Origin of the sequence: Azospirillum lipoferum 4B (assembly GCF_000283655.1) — a bacterium.
Taxonomy (GTDB): Bacteria; Pseudomonadota; Alphaproteobacteria; order Azospirillales; family Azospirillaceae; genus Azospirillum; species Azospirillum lipoferum_C.
On the sequence record NC_016585.1, the window covers coordinates 333,843 to 353,604 of the forward strand.

Annotated in this window: 18 protein-coding genes; 11 read left to right on the forward strand and 7 right to left on the reverse strand. The window is 66.5% G+C overall.

Going from position 1 to position 19,762, the window contains the following annotated elements; genetic code table 11:
• Window positions 1-133: 133 nt before the first annotated feature.
• From AZOLI_RS15260 to AZOLI_RS15270, 3 genes are all read right to left on the reverse strand, one after another.
• A complete protein-coding gene (locus AZOLI_RS15260) occupies window positions 134-1,570 on the reverse strand; it encodes a hypothetical protein (RefSeq protein ID WP_014188062.1) in 1,437 nt (478 codons plus the stop codon).
• 12 nt (window positions 1,571-1,582) lie between these two features.
• Entirely contained in the window at window positions 1,583-2,296 is a 714-nt protein-coding gene (locus tag AZOLI_RS15265) for a BON domain-containing protein (RefSeq protein ID WP_244442584.1), read from the reverse strand.
• A 94-nt stretch (window positions 2,297-2,390) separates the two neighbouring features.
• The gene (locus tag AZOLI_RS15270; RefSeq protein WP_014188064.1) at window positions 2,391-3,245 is read right to left on the reverse strand and encodes an N-acetylmuramoyl-L-alanine amidase family protein; all 855 of its coding nucleotides are present in this window, start codon (window positions 3,243-3,245) and stop codon (window positions 2,391-2,393) included.
• 257 nt (window positions 3,246-3,502) lie between these two features.
• On the opposite strand from AZOLI_RS15270, the gene AZOLI_RS32895 reads away from it, so the two are divergent.
• On the forward strand, window positions 3,503-3,670 hold the full coding sequence (locus AZOLI_RS32895) for a hypothetical protein (RefSeq protein WP_167331745.1): 168 nt from the start codon (window positions 3,503-3,505) through the stop codon (window positions 3,668-3,670).
• 321 nt (window positions 3,671-3,991) lie between these two features.
• On the opposite strand, the gene AZOLI_RS15275 is transcribed toward AZOLI_RS32895, so the two are convergent.
• The gene (locus tag AZOLI_RS15275; protein ID WP_014188065.1) at window positions 3,992-4,378 is read right to left on the reverse strand and encodes a hypothetical protein; all 387 of its coding nucleotides are present in this window, start codon (window positions 4,376-4,378) and stop codon (window positions 3,992-3,994) included.
• Between the two features lie 221 nt (window positions 4,379-4,599).
• Here AZOLI_RS15275 and purU point away from each other — a divergent pair, with 221 nt between their 5' ends.
• Window positions 4,600-5,466 carry a formyltetrahydrofolate deformylase gene (purU, locus tag AZOLI_RS15280; protein ID WP_014188066.1) on the forward strand — a complete coding sequence of 289 codons (867 nt, stop codon included), beginning with the start codon at window positions 4,600-4,602 and terminating at the stop codon, window positions 5,464-5,466.
• A 142-nt stretch (window positions 5,467-5,608) separates the two neighbouring features.
• Here purU and AZOLI_RS15285 read toward each other — a convergent pair whose 3' ends face one another.
• Entirely contained in the window at window positions 5,609-6,412 is an 804-nt protein-coding gene (locus AZOLI_RS15285; protein WP_014188067.1) for a response regulator, read from the reverse strand.
• Window positions 6,413-7,424: 1,012 nt separating this feature from the next.
• Here AZOLI_RS15285 and AZOLI_RS15290 point away from each other — a divergent pair.
• Both AZOLI_RS15290 and AZOLI_RS15295 read left to right on the forward strand, forming a co-directional pair.
• Window positions 7,425-7,928 (forward strand): hypothetical protein, encoded by a 504-nt coding sequence (locus tag AZOLI_RS15290; protein WP_044551392.1) that lies wholly within the window; start codon window positions 7,425-7,427, stop codon window positions 7,926-7,928.
• Window positions 7,929-8,283: 355 nt separating this feature from the next.
• Window positions 8,284-9,918: an AMP-binding protein gene (locus AZOLI_RS15295; RefSeq protein ID WP_044551777.1), complete on the forward strand. Its 1,635-nt coding sequence runs from the start codon at window positions 8,284-8,286 to the stop codon at window positions 9,916-9,918.
• Window positions 9,919-9,924: 6 nt separating this feature from the next.
• Here AZOLI_RS15295 and AZOLI_RS15300 read toward each other — a convergent pair whose 3' ends face one another.
• Both AZOLI_RS15300 and AZOLI_RS15305 read right to left on the reverse strand, forming a co-directional pair.
• Window positions 9,925-10,791 (reverse strand): ChbG/HpnK family deacetylase, encoded by an 867-nt coding sequence (locus tag AZOLI_RS15300; RefSeq protein WP_044551778.1) that lies wholly within the window; start codon window positions 10,789-10,791, stop codon window positions 9,925-9,927.
• 75 nt (window positions 10,792-10,866) lie between these two features.
• A complete protein-coding gene (locus tag AZOLI_RS15305; protein WP_014188071.1) occupies window positions 10,867-11,847 on the reverse strand; it encodes a DMT family transporter in 981 nt (326 codons plus the stop codon).
• Window positions 11,848-12,218: 371 nt separating this feature from the next.
• Here AZOLI_RS15305 and AZOLI_RS15310 point away from each other — a divergent pair, with 371 nt between their 5' ends.
• From AZOLI_RS15310 to AZOLI_RS15340, 7 genes are all read left to right on the forward strand, one after another.
• Window positions 12,219-13,817, forward strand: a complete 1,599-nt coding sequence (locus tag AZOLI_RS15310; RefSeq protein ID WP_014188072.1) for an ABC transporter substrate-binding protein — start codon at window positions 12,219-12,221, stop codon at window positions 13,815-13,817.
• A gap of 427 nt (window positions 13,818-14,244) precedes the next feature.
• Complete coding sequence (locus AZOLI_RS15315; protein WP_014188073.1) at window positions 14,245-15,255, forward strand: ABC transporter permease subunit; 1,011 nt, start codon at window positions 14,245-14,247, stop codon at window positions 15,253-15,255.
• A 9-nt stretch (window positions 15,256-15,264) separates the two neighbouring features.
• The gene (locus AZOLI_RS15320) at window positions 15,265-16,188 is read left to right on the forward strand and encodes an ABC transporter permease subunit (protein ID WP_014188074.1); all 924 of its coding nucleotides are present in this window, start codon (window positions 15,265-15,267) and stop codon (window positions 16,186-16,188) included.
• A 4-nt stretch (window positions 16,189-16,192) separates the two neighbouring features.
• On the forward strand, window positions 16,193-17,182 hold the full coding sequence (locus tag AZOLI_RS15325) for an ABC transporter ATP-binding protein (protein WP_014188075.1): 990 nt from the start codon (window positions 16,193-16,195) through the stop codon (window positions 17,180-17,182).
• Complete coding sequence (locus tag AZOLI_RS15330) at window positions 17,182-18,195, forward strand: peptide ABC transporter ATP-binding protein (protein ID WP_014188076.1); 1,014 nt, start codon at window positions 17,182-17,184, stop codon at window positions 18,193-18,195. Before AZOLI_RS15325 ends, AZOLI_RS15330 begins: the two co-directional genes overlap by 1 nt.
• Before the next feature lie 92 nt (window positions 18,196-18,287).
• Window positions 18,288-19,004, forward strand: coding sequence for a hypothetical protein (locus AZOLI_RS15335; RefSeq protein WP_014188077.1), 717 nt, complete (start codon window positions 18,288-18,290; stop codon window positions 19,002-19,004).
• Between the two features lie 99 nt (window positions 19,005-19,103).
• Window positions 19,104-19,592, forward strand: a complete 489-nt coding sequence (locus AZOLI_RS15340; protein WP_014188078.1) for a YajQ family cyclic di-GMP-binding protein — start codon at window positions 19,104-19,106, stop codon at window positions 19,590-19,592.
• Window positions 19,593-19,762 lie beyond the last annotated feature (170 nt).

The window sequence follows — 19,762 nt, forward strand, 5'->3', positions numbered from 1 at the left end:
TTTCCGCCCCTCACCCCAACCCCTCTCCCGCGAGGGGAGAGGGGCTGTCCTCAATGCCAAGCTGCACGTCCTTTCGCAAATGCGAGATCTGTGCATCCCATAGCCCCTGGGGGAAGAGGGGGAATCCGCCCCCTCAATCCAGCATCGGCAGGCCGGTTTCGATCCGGACCAGCGCGGCCAGCAGCGGGGCGCCGATGTCGCGGCGGACGAAGTTGCTGGCCTTTTCCGCGGCGTTGATCGCCAGCTGGAAGCTGCGGCGCCAGCGGTCGTCGTTGTAGAAGGCCTTTTCCGCCTTGGCCCGCTGCGCCAGCAACCCCGGCCGGCGGCCGGCGGCATCGTCGACCAGCTTGTTCAGGCGGTTCATCAGGTCGTTGGCCGCGGCCGGCTCGCCGCGTTTCATCGCGGCCTCGACCAGTTCGGCAAAGGCCTCGCCGCGGGTGTCGATGTCCGCCACCTGCTCGGCATAGGCGACGGCCATGCCGGTCTCGCCGCGCTTGGCCAGCCGCCCCAGCACGGCCGGGATCGTCCAGGGATTCTCGTCCTGCACGGTGCTGAGCAGGCCCAGCGCCAGCTTCGGCTCGCCGATGTCGGCGGCGGCCACCGCCAGCTCCGGCGGACAGCAGTCGCCGAGGGTTTCCTTGAACTTGGAAAACTGCGTCTCGACCGTGTTCAGGAACAGGGTGCGGGCCTGCGCCTCCTTGCCGGCGCGCAGCAGCGACTGGGCGACCAGCCCCAGCTCCCAGGCGCAGTTGTGGCTGGAGGCGTAGCTCTTGGCCTCGTCCGCCAGCGCGTTGGTCAGCGCGGCGTCGCCGCGCCAGGACGCCGCCTTGGCGATGTCGGCGAGGTTGTAGATGCGGGTGGAGCAGTCGTTGATCTGCCGGGTGATGTCGAGCGCCAGCGGCGTCTGCCCCATCAGCGACAGCGCGCGGGCGACGAACAGGTCCTGGCCGGAGCTGTCGGCGACGCCGCCGCGGCGCACCGCACTGACGAAGGGCGCCATGATCTCCTTGGCGCGGCCGGGATCGCCCAGCTGCTGGTAGGCGACGGCCAGCGACAGCCAGTCCCAGCGCGCGGCGTTGATCGGCGTTTCCACCGGCGGCAGCATCTCGCCGATGCGGTGGAGGAAGCACAGGCTGCCGAGCGCGTCGTTGCAGACCAGCGCCCGGATGCGCGACCGGAATTCGTAGAAGTCGAAGTCGCCGACGAACTGGTTGGTGACGAGCTGCACCGCCAGCGAGCTGTCGGGGTATTTCGTCACGATCTCGTTGAACAGCTTGTCCGCCTCCTTCAGCAGGCGGGACTCCTCGGCGACGTCGAAGGTGTTGTCGGCCTGCCGGATCAGCTGCAGCGCCTGGACGAACATGCGGTTGGCCGGGCCGGGCGTTCCGGCGGTCGGGTTGTCCGCCCCGCCGCCTTCCTCCGTCGCGGTGCCCGCCGTCACGGCCTCGGCCGTCGCCGCGTCCTGCGCCGGAACGGGACCGGCCACGGCCGCCGCCGCCGGAAGGATCAGGGCGGCGGCGACGGTGGCGGTGCGGAGTGCGGCGAGGAGGCGGGAAAGGGCGGAGGCCATGGCGGTCGGGTTTCAACCCTGGAGGTTTGAGAGCAGACGGACGTAGCTGACGACGCGTTGAACGTTGGGAACCGAACGGGCGTGCTGGATTGCGCGGTCCAGCTCCTCCTGTGAACTGGCGACACCCATCAGATAGACAACGCCATCGACGGTATCGATGCTGTAGTTCTGGCTATGTATATCCGCATCGAACGTGATCCGGCTGCGAATCTGGGTTGAAATCCAGGTGTCGCGCGCGGTGTCGACGATGCTGGAGCCGTTGTCGATCTGGATCTCGTTGATGACTTCCTTGACGCCCTGGGCCTGCCAGGCGAGGCGCACCGCGTCGAGCCGCATCTGCGGGTCGGCGGCGCGGCCGGTCAGCAGCACGTGGCCCTGGTCGATCGTCAACCCGATCCGGTTGGTCATGTCGACCGAATGCTGCAGCCACAGCGAGTTGATGCGGGCACGGATTTCGGTGTCGCTGACGAACCCGCCGAACCCGCGCTCCTGCGACGCCACGACCGCGGCGCTGCCGGCGGTGCCGAGCAGCAGGGGGCCGCAGCCGGCCAGCGAAAAACCGGCCGTGCAGGCGAGCGCGAACAATGTCCCAAGGCGGCTCAAACCCGTCACAGCGTGCCTCCCTTCGCCAGCGTGCCGAGCGCCGGGCGGATGCGGCGCGCGGCCGGAAAAAGTCACGGCGGAACGGCGTTTGCAATGGGGAAATTCGGAGCCTTCAGCAGTCATCGTCACTTTGTCCCCAGGTGATGCACGGATGTTGCAGTCGCTGCGGCTGCGAAGGGATGATTGCCGCAACGCCTCGGGCAGTCTCAGGGCAGAATCAGGCGAAAGCTGGGCTGGACAGCACGCTCGCGATCTCTCGCGCCAGGACGCTAGAAACCACCCGTCGCGCCGTGGGGTCTCTCAGGATTTCCTCGTCCTTGGGGTTGGACAGGAAGCCGGTCTCCACCAGCACCGACGGCACGTCCGGCGCCTTCAGCACGGCGAAATTCGCCGCGCGCATCGGGTTGTCGAGCAGGCGAAGCTCCTTTCCCGCTCCCTCCACCAGAAGCTGGCGGGCGGCGAGCGAGGCATGGCGGGTGTGGCGCGCCGTCAGGTCCAGCAGGATATCCTTGACGATGCGGTTGGCGTTGCCCGTCCCCCGCTTGCCGAATCGGTCCGCCTCGTTCTCCTGCTGGGCAAGGCGGGAGGCGAAGGCATCGGACGCCTTTTCGGACAGGATATAGGCCGACATGCCGCGGGCGTCGGCATTGGGGGCGCTGTCGGCGTGGATCGACACGAACAGGTCCGCTCCCGCCTTGCGCGTCAATGCCACCCGTTCGTCCAGCGCCAGGAAGCGGTCGTCGCGCCGCGTCAGCTTCGCCGTTATGCCGTGCCGCTGGGCCAGCAGGCGGGCGACCTCGCGGGCGATGTCCAGAGTCACCGCCTTCTCGTGGGTGCCGCGGGTGCCGATGGCGCCGGGGTCGGCGCCGCCATGACCGGGATCGAGCATGACCAGCCGCGATCTCGGGGCGGTCTGCGGCGAAGTGCCGCCGGACGGCTTGCGCTCCGGCCGCTGCTGGCCGGCAAGGGCGGAGCCGGACGAAAGAGGCTGCGCCAGCGCCAGCCCCGCCGTGCCGAATGCGGTTAACCAAAGCTTGCTCAGTCCGAGCCCAAGCAGCTGTCGACGATCCATGGCGAAATATACCGTGCTGCAAGTGGAGGAAGGCTGCGACGTGCGATCGCCCTGTCCGTTGCTCTACCCCGATTCGTTAACCAATGCGGGCACGATTAAGTGTTGTCAAGGCCGGGCAGGTTACCATTCCTGAATATTTGTGGGCGTCCCGCCATCCGGGCAGACTTGACGGATCGAGGATTCGACAGATGTGAATGGTTGCTTGATGGCGGTCTGGGAAAGCGCTAAAATTTTAGCGATCAGCTCGGGAGGTGTCGATGTTGAGGAAAGCCCTGTTCAACATCATCCGGCAAGAGCAGCGCGAAGTCGAGGGTGAGCTCGAACGCGAGGAACAGCAGCCGAGGCCTGATGCACGCCGGATCGTCGGCCTGCGGCAGGAGGCAACCAGCCTGCGACGTGAGTTGGAGCATTTCCAAGACGTCTGACCCCGGTTCCCGGCCGCTTCTCCGGCCGCCGGGCATCGCTGTGGAGGTTGCCACCGAATTCGACGTGACCGATTTCTAGATCGATCCGTCGCCCCCCCTTCTCCGCAAGACCGCGGGGGAGGGGTTTTTGTTTTCGGACATTCCGATAGAAGACGGGCATTCGGGCCGTGCCCTTCCTGTTCAGGCCGATCCGTTTCTCGGCCGTCATCCCCGCGAAGGCGGGGAACCAGGAAACTCCGCAATCAAGCGGCTGAAACGGATGGATCCCAGCTTTCGCGGGAATGACGGCTGAGGGTGTTCTCCTCAAGATACTCGTGAGACTCACCCCAGCTTGGCGTAGCCACGTTCGATCACCCGCTCTGCCGCCTCGTAGACCGCCAGCATCTCCTCGTAAGCGGTACGCAGGCGGGCCAGTTCGGCGACGGACGACGGTTCCGGATGGCGGGCCTCCGACATGTGCAGGCCGGCGCGGATATAGTCGGCGCGCAGTTCGGCGACCCGCACCGCCATCCGCAGGAAGGAGTCCCGGTCCAGGTTCGGCAGCTCGCGTCCGATGACCTCGCAATTGGCCTCCAGGATGGCGGCATCCATGTTTTCCAGGAAGCGGCGGATGCGCTGGCTCCGGCTGCTGTCCGCGGCATCGGCCGTCAGCAGCTTGTCGACCTTGCCCTTGCTGTATTCGCCGATGATCTTGCCGCCGGATGCCATGGGGTGACCCCGCCCTGTTGCTGCCGCGCGTTGCGCGCCCGGTCGATTGTCGCACCGCCGGGCGGCCGGCGCCAGAGCGGCGTGGGCCGCCCGATATCGGGGACAATCCCGCTTGACGGTGCAGCCATGTGCGGGACCGCTCATGAAGCGGGTGCAACATCGTGGCGTTCGTGCTAGGGAAGCCTCCCCCTTTTCATGCTGTACGTCATGGTGGACGCGCGATGTCTGAGACCGGCTCCGACTATATCCTCACCGTTTCCTGCCCCGACACCGTCGGCATCGTCTTCGCGGTGTCCGGCTTCCTGGCGGAGCGGAGCTGCAACATCATCGACAGCGCGCAGTTCGGCGACCGCATCTCCGGCCTGTTCTTCATGCGCGTCAGCTTCAACGGCAGCGACGCCGGGCCGACGAGGGAGCAGCTGGAGGCCGATTTCGCCGCCCAGGTGGCGGAACGTTTCGGCATGACCTGGAAGATCCACGACGCCCGGCGCCGCCCGCGCGTGCTGATCATGGTGTCGAAGTTCGGACACTGCCTGAACGACCTGCTGTACCGCTACCGCACCGGCTACCTGCCGATCGAGATCCCGGCCATCGTTTCCAACCACCGGGACTTCTACCAGCTGGCGGCCTGGCACAACATTCCCTTCCACCACCTGCCGGTCGGCCCCGACAACAAGGCGCAGCAGGAATCCCGCCTGCTGGAGATCGTGGAGGAGGAGAAGGTCGACCTGGTCGTGCTCGCCCGCTACATGCAGGTGCTGTCGGGTGCCCTGTGCGAGCGGATGGCCGGCCGGGTCATCAACATCCACCACAGCTTCCTGCCCAGCTTCAAGGGCGCCAAGCCCTACCATCAGGCGCATGCGAGAGGCGTGAAGCTGATCGGCGCCACGGCGCACTATGTCACCTCGAACCTCGACGAAGGCCCGATCATCGAGCAGGAGGCCGAGCGAGTCGACCATACGATGACGCCCGACGACCTGGTGGCCATCGGGCGCGACATCGAGAACATCGTGCTGGCCCGCGCCGTCCGCTACCACGTGGAGCACCGCGTGCTGCTGAACGGCAACAAGACCGTCGTTTTCCGCTGAGCCTCTTCCGCGAGATCGGATCGCGTAAAATCGGAATCGATTTGGAGCGTGAATCCGATCGCCAAACATAAAGTTACAGCGTCGTGCGTTTCATATTAAACGCACGACGCTGTAAGCCACCCTGGTCATGCGGCGCCGCCCCTCAGTGGGGCTGCGCCGTCTCGCGGGCGTCCTCCGGCTGCGGCATGAACACCGCGCGGGTGATCGCCTGTTCGATCTGGTCGCGGGTGAAGGGCTTGGGGATGACCGGCCCCAGATGCTCCAGCCCGTGCTTTGCCAGATCGTCGGGGAAGGCGGTGACGAAGATCACAGGCAGGAAACGGCGGGCCCGCAGCGCGCGTGCCACCTCCAGCCCGTTGTCGCCGTCGGCCAGCCGGATATCCATCAGCGCCAGCGTAGGCCGATGCTCCGCCGCCAGGGCCAGCGCCTCGTCCATCGTCGCCGCGTTGCCGCAGACGATGTGGCCCATGCCGCGCACCGTCTCCGCCAGATCATAGGCGATGATCGCGTCGTCCTCGACGATCAGGATGGTGGCGGTCAGGCGGGCGCGGACGCGCTCGCGGGCGTGGGTCAGCCGTTCCAGCGCGTCTTCCGGGGCAAGCTCCAGGACGGCGGCGGCGTCACCCACCGGCAGATCCTCCAGATTGACCAGCAGGTAAAGCCGCCGGTCGGTCTCGTCCAGCGTCATCAGCGCGGATTCGACCGGATGGTAGGGGGCGACCGCCGGCACCGCGCCTTCTTCATCCTGAAGCTTGTTCAGATGGCGGTAGAGCGCACCGCGCGACAGACCCTCGCCACGGCCGGTCTCATCCTCGTCCGCCTCCAGATACCATTCCAGGGTGCGGGTCACCAAGGCGTCCCCCCGCCCGTTCGTCCCGGTCAGCGCGCGGGCATAGCGGCGCAGGTAGGGCAAATGCTGCATGAAGTGACCGGTGTACTGCTCCATCTCTCTCCCCGTGCCTTTCTGCGGCGCGTGTTCCTGGCGTCCTGACCGTTGTGCCGCCCCCGGTTACCCGGCTGTAGCGGCGCCTTACCCGGTTTGCGTGTCCGACGGCGAATGCGGCGGGCGGTGCCGGTGATGGCCCCGCTGCCGTTGACGTTGTTTCGATGCACAGACTGACGCATCCCGGCCTGCAACGGTCAAATTCATATGGCGCAGTCCACGGCCTAACGGGAGTGAACCCGAAAGATTTATTCGAGATACCGATAACGAATTACTCTCTATGCATAGTATGAAAGCCGGCAGGGTATGTTCCGACGGCTTGGAAAGGCGGCCTATGACCACCCCCGCATAGGGGGTGGCGGAGTGGGAGTTTTAACCGTTCTGAAAGACTTAGCCGGCTACTTTGACATTGCCCTCAGGCGATGTGCGTATTGAGGGCAAGGCGAGTGTTCCCGATCCTCGAAAGCGCCGGCCATCCCCCAGGCCGGCGCTTTTTTCTTTGCAACAGATGCGCGGGTGGAAATCCGACTGAAACAGGTGGGAACCAACCGCCGGTAGTCCTGTTTGAACGATCAATGGTGTGATTCCTCCCTGAATCGCCAGTCCTTATCGCCGCCGGGCGCTGCCGCAGCATGCGGGCTGGTGCCGGCGGCGATTTTTTGTGCCCGGCCGGCTACAGCGTCGTGCGTTTACTATGAAACGCACGACGCTGTAGCTTTATGTTTGGCGATCGGATTCACGCTCCAAATCGATTCGGATTTTGCGCGATCCGATCTAGTCCACCGTTTCCGCACGTCAATAGGGGGCTTTCGCAACCCGATGCTTGCAACGCGCTTAATCCAACGTTAAGGACATCGCTTCACCGTTGAAGCGTGCCGTCGGTGTGGAAGAGCGGCCGATCCGTGCCGGTCTCCCGGCCTGAGCATCGCGCCGAAACACTGCGCCAGAGCACCGCTTAGCTGCCGCATCGGGTCCGGGTTTGTGCATGGAAGACCAAGAGTTGGATCGGTCCCTGATGGACGGCATTCCGCCGGATGAACTGGCCGATTTCGGCCGGTGGCGGGATCGCGTGCGCGGAACCAACATCTCCGAAAAGACTCTGCTCGCGACCGATTATCTCAATCACTTCAACGAAATCGTGATGCTGATCGAGATGATCCCGGACATGCCGGACATGCTGGAGGAATGCCGCATCTGGCAACCCAAGAGCTACGCCGAACATTTCCGCGACAGCGGCTTTTCCGACAAGGAACTGGCCATCGAAGCCTACGGCCATGTGCCGTCCAAGTTCCGCCGCCCCTTCGAGGACACCATCGTCCAGGCCCATCAGGTGATCGCCCACACGCTGGAGCGGATCGGAACCGACATCGACAGCGGCGACCCCGACAAGCTCCGGATGGACTGCCAGACCTCCGTCGCGATGATCCACCGCATCATTCAGGTGGCGAACGGTATCATCCACGGCACCGCCCATGTCATGGAACAGGGCGAGATCGATCTTTATCTGCAGAACGGATGAGTTTTTCTGGGCGGCCCCATACTTTCGTTGCGAAACGTGCGTCTTACCAACGGAAAACCGGCGTTTTCGACCATTTGTCCCAGCATGAATGGCGATTGATGGTGCACCCACCATTCGTTCGTTGCATGGCTCACATCCGCTCCCTGGCACTATAGTCGGATCATAAAAGATAAGACGGAGGCGTGTTCATGCGTCCTCTGCGGGGGGAGATGGAGCATTGCCCATGAAGGGATGCGCTTTTGCGCCGGCCGACGGCATGGCCGTGTCTGAACCGCGCGTGTGGCGGGTCAACCCGTCCACCGATCACGCCGGCCCCGTTCCTCCCGTGATCCAACGGGTGGAGGCATCCCAGCGCATGGCGCCCTCAGGACATATCGACAGCTTCACTCGCGACCGGTTGCCGGCTCCGTCCCAGCGCCCCGACCTGATTCTCGAACGCCCGGAACTCCAGTATCCCGAACGTCTCAACGCCGCCTCCGTCCTGATCGACGGCTGGCGCGAGCGCGGCTGGGACGGCCGCCCCTGCCTGATCGGCGGCGATGGCGAGGTGTGGAGCTACGGCCGGATGCGCGACACCGTCGACCGCATCGCCCGTGTCCTGACGGAGGATTACGGGCTGGTCACCGGCAACCGGGTGCTGCTGCGCGGCCCCAACACGCCGATGCTGGCCGCCTGCTGGCTGGCGGTAATCAAGGCCGGCGGCGTGCTGGTGCCGACCATGCCGCTGCTGCGCGCGCCCGAACTTGCCGACGTGCTGAAGCGCGCCGCCATCGACATGGCGCTGTGCGACACCCATTTCCTCGACGATCTGGAAGAGGCGGCGCTGCCGTCGCTGCGCATCGTCGGCTTCCGCGACGGCGAGCTGGAACACCGCATCGCCACAAAGCCGGCGGGCTTCGACGCTGCCGACACGGCGCAGGACGACGTCGCGCTGATCGCCTTCACCTCCGGCACCACCGGCACGCCGAAGGCGGCGGCCCACCTGCACCGCCATCTGCTGGCGATCACCGACCTGTCGCCGCGCTCGGTGCTGGGGACTGGGCCGGACGACGTGTTCTGCGGCTCGCCGACGCTGGCCTTCGCCTATGGGCTGGGCGGGTTGCTGCTGTTCCCGCTGCGCATCGGCGCCTCCGTGATCCTGCTGGAGCGCGGAACCGCGGACCGGCTGCTGGAGGCGGCGACCCGGCACAGGGCGACGGTGATGTTCACCGTGCCGACCGTCTACCGTGGCATGATCGGCCGCATGGCCGCCGATCCGGCGCTGGCCAAGGGGCTGGCGTCCCTGCGGCTCTGCGTTTCCGCCGGGGAGCCGCTGCCCCGGCAGACCTTCGAGGGCTGGCGCGATGCGACCGGGCTGGAGATCCTCGACAGCCTGGGCACCACCGAGCTGCTGAACGCGGTCCTCCATGCCGTGCCCGGCGATGTCCGGCCCGGCTCGACCGGGAAGCCGGTGCCGGGATACGAGGCGATGGTCGTCGACGACCAGTTCCGCCGGCTGCCGCCGGGACAGGTCGGCCGGCTGGCCGTGCGCGGTGCGACCGGTTGTCTCTATCTCGACGACCCGCGGCAGGAAAGCTATGTCCAGCAGGGCTGGAACCTGACCGGCGACGCCTTCCACGTCGATGAGGACGGCTTCTTCTGGTATCACGCCCGCACCGACGACCTGATCGTCTCGGCCGGCTACAAGATCTCCGGCCTGGAGGTCGAGAACATCCTGCTCAGCCATGACGCGGTGCAGGAATGCGCGGTGATCGCGGCGCCCGATCCCGTGCGCGGCACCATCCCGAAGGCCTTTGTCGTGCTCCGCGACGGCGTCTATCCCGACGAGCGTCTGGCCGAGGAGCTGCAGAGCTTCGTCAAGGACCACATCGCGCCCTACAAATACCCGCGCGCGGTGGAGTTTCTCGACGCGCTGCCGCGGACGGAGACCGGCAAGGTCCAGCGCTTCAAGCTGCGCCGCCGTGCCTGGCAGCCGGACGAGGCCGAGTAGGGGGGCCTACCCGGCGCACAGGCCGGCGAAGCGGGTCAGCCGGATGTTGCGCCGTTCCAGCAGGGCGGCGAACTCCGGCCCGCGGAGATAGTCGTATTCGGTGCGCCGCGGCTCGACCAGACTGTCGACCCGGCGCAACTCCTCGTCGGGCAGGCCGGGGTGGACCATCACCAGGGTCCGGCCACCCATACCCTCCAGGAAGCGCGCCATCAGTTCGGCGAAGGGGCGGCTGCCGGCGAAGTCGTAGACTCCGGCGAAGCGGTCGTTGGCCGGAATGCCGCGCTCCCGCACCATGCGGGCCAGCCCGCCGCCGAGCCCGCCGATCAGCAGGGTCTTCGGCACCGCGACACGGCGACGCAGGACCGCCGCCACCGGCTCCCCGCACAGGCGGACATAGGCGCCGGGCAATGCTGCCAGCGCCTCCACCACCGCGTCGCGCACGCCGGGCAGCTGGTGGACATGCTGGTGGCCGTCGATGTAGTCGGGGGCGGCGCCCCAGGCGTCGGTGAAGGCGGCGATCTGGCGCGACAGTTCGTCACGGATCTCGGCCCGCGCGGCCGGTGCATTCAATTTCCCGCGATAGGCCCATCCCATCAGCCGACCCAGCGGCGGCAGCCGTCCGTCCGGCGCCAGCGTCGGCATCGGTCCCAGCGGCGGCTGGTCGGTCAGGGTGAAGTGCAGCCCGACATCCGCCTTGTCCTTCAACGCGCAGAGGGCCGCGGCGTCGGTCCGCCAATGCGGGCAGAGGCTCATCACCGACGTGGCGGTGAGCCGCCCGCGGGCGATCAGGTCGCGGATGGCGGTGTTGACGCCGGGCGCCAGCCCGTAATCGTCGGCACAGAGCAGGAGCGGGGTCGGGGCGTTCTGGGGCATGGCCGGATGGGCTTGGGGACAGGGGAGTCCGGCCAGGATGGGCGGGCCGGCGATGCCGATCAAGCGACTTGCCGATCAAGCGGCTTCGGACGCGGCCTGCGCTCGCGGTTTGCGGGCGGGCAGGGTGGCCAGCATCACGCCCGGCAGCACCAGCAGCACCCCCATCAGGTGGAAGCCCTGCAGCGGTTCCGCCAGCAGAAGCCAGGACGCCAGCGCCGCCCACAGCGGCGAGACATACAGTGCGGTGGAGGCGCGGGCAGCCCCCATCATCGCGATGGTCTTCTGATAGGCCAGAAGTGCCAGGACCGAGGCGAACAGCGCCACCGCCACGATCGACAGGATGGTGGAGGCCGAGAAGGGCACCGGCCGCACCGCCACCGTTTCCCACGCATAGAAGGGCGCCAGCACCAGGACGCCGGCCAGCGCGTTGGCGGCGAAGGCGGTGACCACCGGCAGGGGTGTGCCCGATTGCCGCAGCAGGATGGTGTAGACCGACCAGGACACCGCCCCCGTCAGCACCAGAAGATCGCCGACATTGAAGGACAGGTGCCGCAGAGCCTCCAAATCGCCGCGGGTCAGGATCACCAGAACCCCGGCCATTGCCAGCAGAATGCCGAGGATCTGCCGCGGCCGGATCGCGTCGCCCAGCCAGACGGCGGCCAGCGCCAGGATCATCGCCGGGCTGGTGGCATAGATCAGGCTGGCGTTGGTGGCGCTGGTCCGTTCCAGCCCGTAATAGACGATGGCACCGGAAATCCCCTGTCCCAGCACGCCCAGCAGCAGGTAACGGCGCCACTCCTCCCTCAGCCGGTGGCGATGGGCCAGCAGGCCGGACAGGGCGAAGGGCAGCACGATCAGGAAGGCGATCAGCCAGCGCCAGAAGGCCAGTCCGATCGGCGGCACCACATGCGCCGCCGCCCGGCCGACCACCGGGTTGGAGGCGAGCAGAGCCGATCCGACGATGTAAAGGCTGTAGGCGGCCAGCGGGCCGGAACGCAGGGAGGACGTCAGGGACTGGAAGGGCATCGACGGATCGGTGTCCGAAAGGGGTTCCATGGATGGTGCAACCCAGCCTAGCATGGCGGCCGGGGCCGGGATTCACGGCGGGTGTGCATGGCAGCCGGCCGGATCCCGTCGGCTGCGGGTAAAGCCGCGGCTGCCCACCCGGATAACCTGATTCGCAGGGTAAGAGACCTGTCGATTCGGTCAACCGGATGGTTGGCTTTGCAACTGTTTCAATTTTGGCGTCGAAACTGTGTCCATGCGGACGTATTGATGGCACAAATTGAGCTCTGCGCCACGGTATAGCCACGTATGCATGTTGACGTTGACAGGTGCCGTGGGCACGCGCCAAATGTCGACGCTATTTCCAAAGGCGTTCTGGCAAATTTTCCGTACGCTCCAACCGGAATCGGGAGGCAAGACGAATGAAGCGCATCCTGCTGGGTGCCGGGCTTGGTATGGCCGCGGCGCTGGCGCTGTCGGCGCCGGCCCAGGCGGCGAAGACCCTTGTTTACTGCTCCGAGGGCAGCCCCGAAAACTTCAACCCCATGTTGAACACGACCGGCACCAGCTTCGACGTGGCCCTCCCGGTCTACAACAATCTGGTCCAGTTCGAGCATGGCGGCACGAAGGTCGTTCCCGGCCTGGCCGAGTCCTGGACCATCTCAGACGATGGCCTGGTCTACACCTTCAAGCTGCGCGCCGGTGCCAAGTGGCACAGCGTCGGCGATTTCAAGCCGACCCGCGACGCCAACGCCGACGACGTGATCTTCTCGTTCGAGCGCCAGTGGAAGACGGATCATCCCTTCCATAAGGTGTCGGGCGGCGCCTACGACTACTTCAACGACATGGCGATGCCCAAGCTGTTGAAGTCGATCGAGAAGGTCGACGACCTGACGGTCAGGTTCACGCTGAACGCGGTCGAGGCGCCGTTCCTGGCGAACCTCGCCATGCCGTTCGCGCCGATCATGTCGGCCGAATATGCCGCGATGCTGCAGAAAAAGGGCACGCCGGAGAAGCTGGATCAGGTTCCGGTCGGCACCGGTCCCTTCCAGTTCGTCGCCTACCAGAAGGACGCCGTCATTCGTTACAAGGCGTTCGAGCAATTCTGGGGCGGCAGGCAGCCGCTGGACAATCTCGTGTTCGCGATCACGCCCGACGCGGCGGTTCGTCTGGCCAAGCTGAAGGCCGGCGAGTGCCAGGTGATGCCGTATCCGAACCCGGCCGACATCGACGCAATGAAGAAGGACGGCTCGATCGTCGTTCAGGAGCAGGAAGGCCTGAATGTCGGCTACGTCTCCTTCAACGTGACGAAGAAGCCGTTCGACGATGTCCGCGTCCGCCGTGCCGTCAGCATGGCGATGGACAAGAAGGCGATGGTCGCCGCGGTCTATCAGGCCGCCGGTGTCCCGGCCAAGAACCCGATCCCGCCGACCATGTGGTCGTACAACACCGCGATCGAGGATTATCCGTACGACGTCGAGCGCGCCAAGAAGCTGCTGGCCGACGCCGGCTACCCCAACGGCTTCGAGACCGATCTGTGGGCGATGCCGGTGCAGCGCCCGTACAACCCCAATGCCAAGCGCATCGCCGAGATGATGCAGGCCGACCTCGCCAAGGTCGGCATCAAGGCGAAGATCGTGCAGTACGAATGGGGTGAGTACCGCAAGCGCATGCAGCAGGGCGAGCACCAGATGGGCATGCTCGGCTGGACCGGCGACAACGGCGACCCCGACAACTTCCTCTACACCCTGCTGGGTTGCGAGGCGGCGCGTCAGGGCGGCAACAACCTGTCGAAGTGGTGCAACAAGGAGTTCGACGACCTCGTCGTCCAGGCCAAGCGCACCACCGACATCGCCGCGCGCACCAAGCTGTACGAACAGTCGCAGGTCATCTTCAAGGAAGAGGCCCCCTGGTACACCATCGCCCACTCGGTGGTTTACATGGGCCTCGCCAAGAACGTCGTCGGCTACAAGATGGATCCGTTCGGAATCCATCGTTTCGAGGGCGTCGACCTGAAGTGATGCGTAGCGCCCTTTCCCGGAAGGGCGCGGTTTGAGTGCGGGGGCGGGAGCGTGCTCGTCATGCACCCGCCTTCCTTTGAATCGGGCGACAGTGTCTTTCCCTGCGAAAGCGCTATGGGACGCAGCATCTGAGGACCATGCAGGCCACCGGAGATCACGGGTTTCCTCGGCCGTCATTCCCGCGAAGGCGGGACTCCAGCCGGCTCGGCGGCTGATCCGCGGAGTATCCTGGATCCCCGCCTTCGCGGGGATGACGCAAGGCCCATGAAGTCCGGTGACTTGCGAGCGACCGAAGGTGTATGCGTCCGGTAGTGCCCAAACGGGGGAAGAGCCAGGGTGGGGCAAGTGCCCCTGACGGAACGGGGCGTTGTCGAGGCAGCGCTCCGTTCCAGTTTTCACCACAGTTTTAAAAAACGAGTACCCGTCGATGCTTCGCTTCATCCTGACGCGGGTGAGCTTGGTGATTCCGACCTTTCTCGGCATCACCTTTCTGACCTTCATCCTGATCCGGCTGGTTCCCGGCGACCCCATCGAGGTGCGCGTCGGCGAACGGGGCATCGCGCCCGAACGGCTGGCCGCCCTTCGCCATGAACTGGGTCTGGACCGGCCGCTCTGGCAGCAGTTCCTCGACTATGTCGGCAACGTGCTGTCCGGTGATTTCGGCCTGTCGCTGGTCACCCACAATTCGGTGCTGAGCGAGTTCATCGCCCTGTTCCCGGCCACCCTGGAACTGGCGCTGTGCGCGATGCTGTTCGCGACGCTGGTCGGGCTGCCCGCCGGCATCCTGGCGGCGGTGAAGCGCGGATCGCTGTTCGACCACGGCGTGATGGGCATCAGCCTGACCGGCTATTCGATGCCGATCTTCTGGTGGGGCCTGCTGCTGATCCTGTTCTTCTCGGTCGGGCTGGGCTGGACCCCGGTGTCGGGACGCCTGGACCTGATCCATTACGTCGAGCCGGTGACCGGCTTCATGCTGATCGACACGCTGATGGCCGGCGAATACGAGGCGTTCCGCTCCGCTCTCGGCCATCTGGTTCTGCCGACCATCGTGCTGGGCACCGTGCCGCTTGCCGTGGTGGCGCGCATGACGCGCTCCGCCATGCTGGAGGTGCTGGGCGAGGATTACATCCGCACCGCCCGCGCCAAGGGTCTGGCCGACGGCCGGGTCATCGGCATGCATGCGCTGCGCAATGCGCTGATCCCGGTGGTGACCGTCATCGGCCTGCAGGTCGGCACGCTGCTGGGCGGGGCCATCCTGACCGAAACCATCTTCTCCTGGCCGGGCGTCGGCAAATGGCTGATCGAATCGATCAACCGCCGCGACTATCCGGCCCTGCAGGGCGGTGTCCTGCTGATCGCCACCTCGGTGATCCTGGTCAACCTGCTGGTGGACGTGCTCTACGGCGTCCTCAACCCCCGCATCCGTCACGCGCGGTGAGGCCAATCCATGTCCGCTGATTTCTCGACCAACGCAGAACCCGCCACCCCGGAAACGGTCGCGGTCTCGCGCCCGCCGCATCCGCTGACCGAGTTCTGGTATCATTTCAGGCAGAACAAGGGTGCGCTGGCCGGTCTGGTGGTGATCGTGCTGATCGCGCTGATCGCCATCTTCGCCGGCGTGATCGCCCCGCACGACCCAGACATCCAGTACCGCGACGCCATCCTGACGCCGCCGGTCTGGCAGGAGGGCGGAAGCTGGACCTACATCCTGGGCACCGACGACATCGGCCGCGATATGATGTCGCGCCTGATGTTCGGCGCCCGGCTGTCGATGATGATCGGCCTGATCGTCGTCACCCTGTCGCTGGCCGTCGGGCTGGGGTTGGGCCTGCTGGCCGGCTTCTTCGGCGGCATCGCCGACGTGCTGATCATGCGCGCCATGGACATCCTGCTGGCTCTGCCCTCGCTGCTGCTGGCGGTGGTGGTGGCCGCCATCCTCGGGCCGGGGCTGGTGAACGCCATGCTGGCGGTGTCGGTGGTGGTGATCCCGCACTATGCCCGCCTGACCCGCGCCGCCGTGCTGGCGGAGGTGAACAAGGACTATGTCATCGCCTCGCGCGTCGCCGGGGCCGGTCCGCTGCGCCTGATGCTGATCGTGGTGCTGCCGAACTGCCTGGCGCCGCTGATCGTGCAGGCGACGCTGGGCTTTTCCACCGCCATCCTGGACGCCGCGGCGCTGGGCTTCCTCGGCCTCGGCGCGCAGCCGCCGACGCCGGAATGGGGCACCATGCTGGCCTCCTCGCTGCAGTTCCTCCAGCGCGCCCCCTGGGTCGTGACCTGGCCCGGCATCGCCATCCTGGTGACCGTGCTGGCCTTCAATCTGTTGGGCGACGGTCTTCGCGACGCGCTCGACCCCAAGCTGAAGCGTTGACCCCATGCCTCTTCTCGACATCAAGAACCTGTCGGTCGAGTTCACCACCCGCGCCGGCACCTTCCGCGCGGTGGATGGCATCGACCTGACCGTGGACGAGGGCGAGGTCGTCGGCATCGTCGGCGAATCCGGCTCCGGCAAGTCCGTGACCTCGCTGGCCGTGATGGGGCTTCTCGGCTCCAACGGCCACGTCGTCGCCGACCGGATGATGTTCGCCGGCAGGGACCTGCTGACCATGCCCGCCGCCCAGCGCCGGAAGATCACCGGCAAGGACGTCGCCATGGTTTTCCAGGAGCCGATGACCAGCCTGAACCCCTGCTTCACCGTCGGCTTCCAGATCATGGAGACCCTGCGGGTGCATGAGGGGCTGTCCGGCAAGGCGTTGCGCAACCGCGCCATCGCCCTGCTGGAGCAGGTCGGCATCCCCGCTCCGGAGACCCGCCTGTCCGCCTTCCCGCACCAGCTGTCGGGCGGCATGAACCAGCGCGTGATGATCGCCATCGCCATCGCCTGCAACCCGCGCCTGCTGGTGGCGGACGAGCCGACGACGGCGCTGGACGTCACCATCCAGAAGCAGATCCTCGACCTGCTGGTCCAGCTGCAGCGCGAGCGCGGCATGGCGCTGATCCTGATCACCCATGACATGGGCGTGGTGGCGGAGACGGCCCAGCGCGTCGTCGTGATGTATGCCGGGCAGGTGGCGGAGACGCGGCCGGTCCATTCGCTGTTCGAGCGGCCGCGCCACCCCTACACCGGCGCCCTGCTCGACGCGCTGCCGGAGCGGGCGCTGGGCAAGCGTCGGCTGCCGACCATTCCCGGCATGGTGCCGGGCATCGCCGACCGGCCGGCCGGCTGCCTGTTCAGCCCGCGCTGCCGTTTCGCCGACGACCGCTGCCGTGCCGAGCGCCCGGCCCTGTTCGACGTGGACGATGGGCGCGCCCGCTGTTTCTACCCGCTGCCGGACGGCCATCTCGCCGCCGGGGAGGCGCTGTGATGAGCACCGAATCCGAGTTCCCCATCGTCGAGGCCGCCGCCGAGCGTTCGGTCGTGCTGGAAGCCCGCAACCTGCGCAAGCACTATGCCGTCAAGCGCGGGGCCTTCAAGCCGCTGGCGACGGTGAAGGCGCTGGACGGCGTGTCCTTCAGCCTCCAGGCCGGCAAGACGCTGGCCGTCGTCGGCGAATCCGGCTGCGGCAAGTCGACGCTGGCGCGGGCCGTGACGATGATCGAACCGCCGACCTCGGGGGAGCTTCTCTACGATTGCCGTGAGGTCGTCGGGCGCAGTGCGGCGGAGATGAAGGAACTGCGCCGCACGGTGCAGATGGTCTTCCAGAACCCCTACGGCTCGCTGAACCCGCGCAAGACGGTGGGATCCATCCTGACCGAGCCGCTGGTGATCAACACCGACATGGACAAGCACGAGCGGCGCGACCGCGCGGTGGCCATGATGGGGAAGGTCGGCCTGCGTCCCGATCAGGTCGACCGCTATCCGCACATGTTCTCCGGCGGCCAGCGCCAGCGCATCGCCATCGCCCGCGCGCTGATGCTGAACCCGCGCGTCGTCGTGGCGGACGAGCCGGTGTCGGCGCTCGACGTGTCGATCCAGGCGCAGGTGCTGAACCTGATGATGGATCTGCAGGAAGAGCTGAACCTCGCCTACCTGTTCATCTCCCACGATCTCAGCGTGGTGCGGCACATCGCCGATTCGCTGATGGTGATGTATCTGGGCAAGCCGGTGGAGCATGGCGCCAAGGACGTGGTCTTCACCCGGCCGCGCCATCCCTACACCCGCATCCTGCTGGCGGCGACTCCGCGGGTGAACCCGGACCTGCGGCTGGAGCGGGTGGTGCCGAAGGGCGAGCTGCCGTCTCCGCTGAACCCGCCGCCGGGCTGCGCCTTCCACAAGCGCTGTCCCTTCGCCACCGACCGCTGCGCCGCGGAGGTTCCGCCGCTGCGCAGTGTCGACGAGCGGCTGGTCGCCTGCCATTACGCCGAAGAGATGAACTGAACGGCGGGAAGCCGTCGACCCCGGCCGCTGTTGCGGCGGCCGGGCTATCTTTGCTCCACTGTTGCGGTCTCCTTCCCGATGGACGCCGCAGCATGGCCCGCCTTTCCGCCGCCGCTCTCTTCTTCCTGCCGCTTCTGCTTGCCGGCGCCGGCCCGGTACCGGCGGCCGGCTTCACCTGTGCCCAATCCGGCAGTGCGGAAGAAGCCGAACGGCAGGCGAGGCAGCTTGCCGCCCTGCGGGCCGATCCGGCGCTCGGCGCCCGGCTATGCACCGTTCCGCTGACCGAAGGGAAGCCCGGAACCCGCCTTTACATCCGTGCCGAGCGGCCGGAGATCGCCGACCCGGCCACGCCCGGCGCGGCCTTCTTCAACGAGACACTCCGCCGCTTCGTCGAGGGCGAGCTTGCCGCGTTCCGGACGGAGGCGACCGAACTGCCCGAGGGGATGGAGGCCGAGCTGATCCTGACGGCCGATGTTTATGCCGTTTCTCCCGGTGTGCTGTCGGTCCAGTTCCTCGGCGAAGGGGTGCAAGGCAACGGCTTCCGCTATGCCGCGGGGCTGACGGTCGATCTCCAGCGGAGCCGTGTGCCGACGCTGGCGCAGATGTTCGGCGACCCGTCCTGGCCCAAGGCCGCCATCGCCGCCTGCCGGACGGCGCTGGGCCCCGATCTTTCGGCGGAGTGCGACGGTCCCGAGTTGCAGGATGCGCGCAGCTGGCGGTTCGAGCCCGACCGGGCGGTGGCGACCCTGCTGCTGCCGGGCAAGGAATTGCGGGAGATCGTCCTGCCGTTCCGCCCACCCTCGCAATGAGATGTGCCGGTCGTCAGGCGGCTGTTGAGTGTGGCGCCGCTCTTCTTTACGGTGCGCCCGATTCGTTCGTGACAAGTCCTTATCCAGGAGAGAACCGCCATGCCGTCCTTCGACATCGTGTCCAAGACGGACGTCCACGAGGTCGACAACGCCATCGCCGGCGTCCGCCGCGAGATCGAGACCCGGTTCGACTTCAAGGGCTCGAAATGCACGGTCGAGCGGACCGAGAACGACATCGTTCTGCTGGCCGACGACGCCACCAAGCTGGAACAGATGCAGGAGCTGCTGCGCGTCTATGTGACCCGCCGCAAGCTGGATGCCGCGGCGCTGGATTTCTCCGCCAAGCCGGAACGGGCGGCGGGCGACGCGCTGCGCCACACCGTGACGATCAAGCAGGGAATCGCGCAGGATCTGGCGAAGAGCATCGTCAAAGGGATCAAGGACAGCAAGATGAAGGTCCAGGTTTCGATCCAGGGCGACGAGCTGCGGGTGACCGGCAAGAAGCGCGACGATCTGCAGGATGCCATCGCCCTGGTCAAGCGGCTGGGCATTGAGCAGCCGCTGCAGTACCAGAACTTTCGCGATTGATTGGCCGCGATTGATTGGCCGCGACTGACGAGTCGCAGCGGATGGGCAAGCCTTGCCGGCCGCTGGGTAACTTCTGCCGGGCTGCTGGGAAATTTTTGCCGGTCAATTCGTCGCAGGGGCGCCCCTGACCTTTGCGATCCGCCGGTTGTGTTGATGGCGTGATTTTTGCG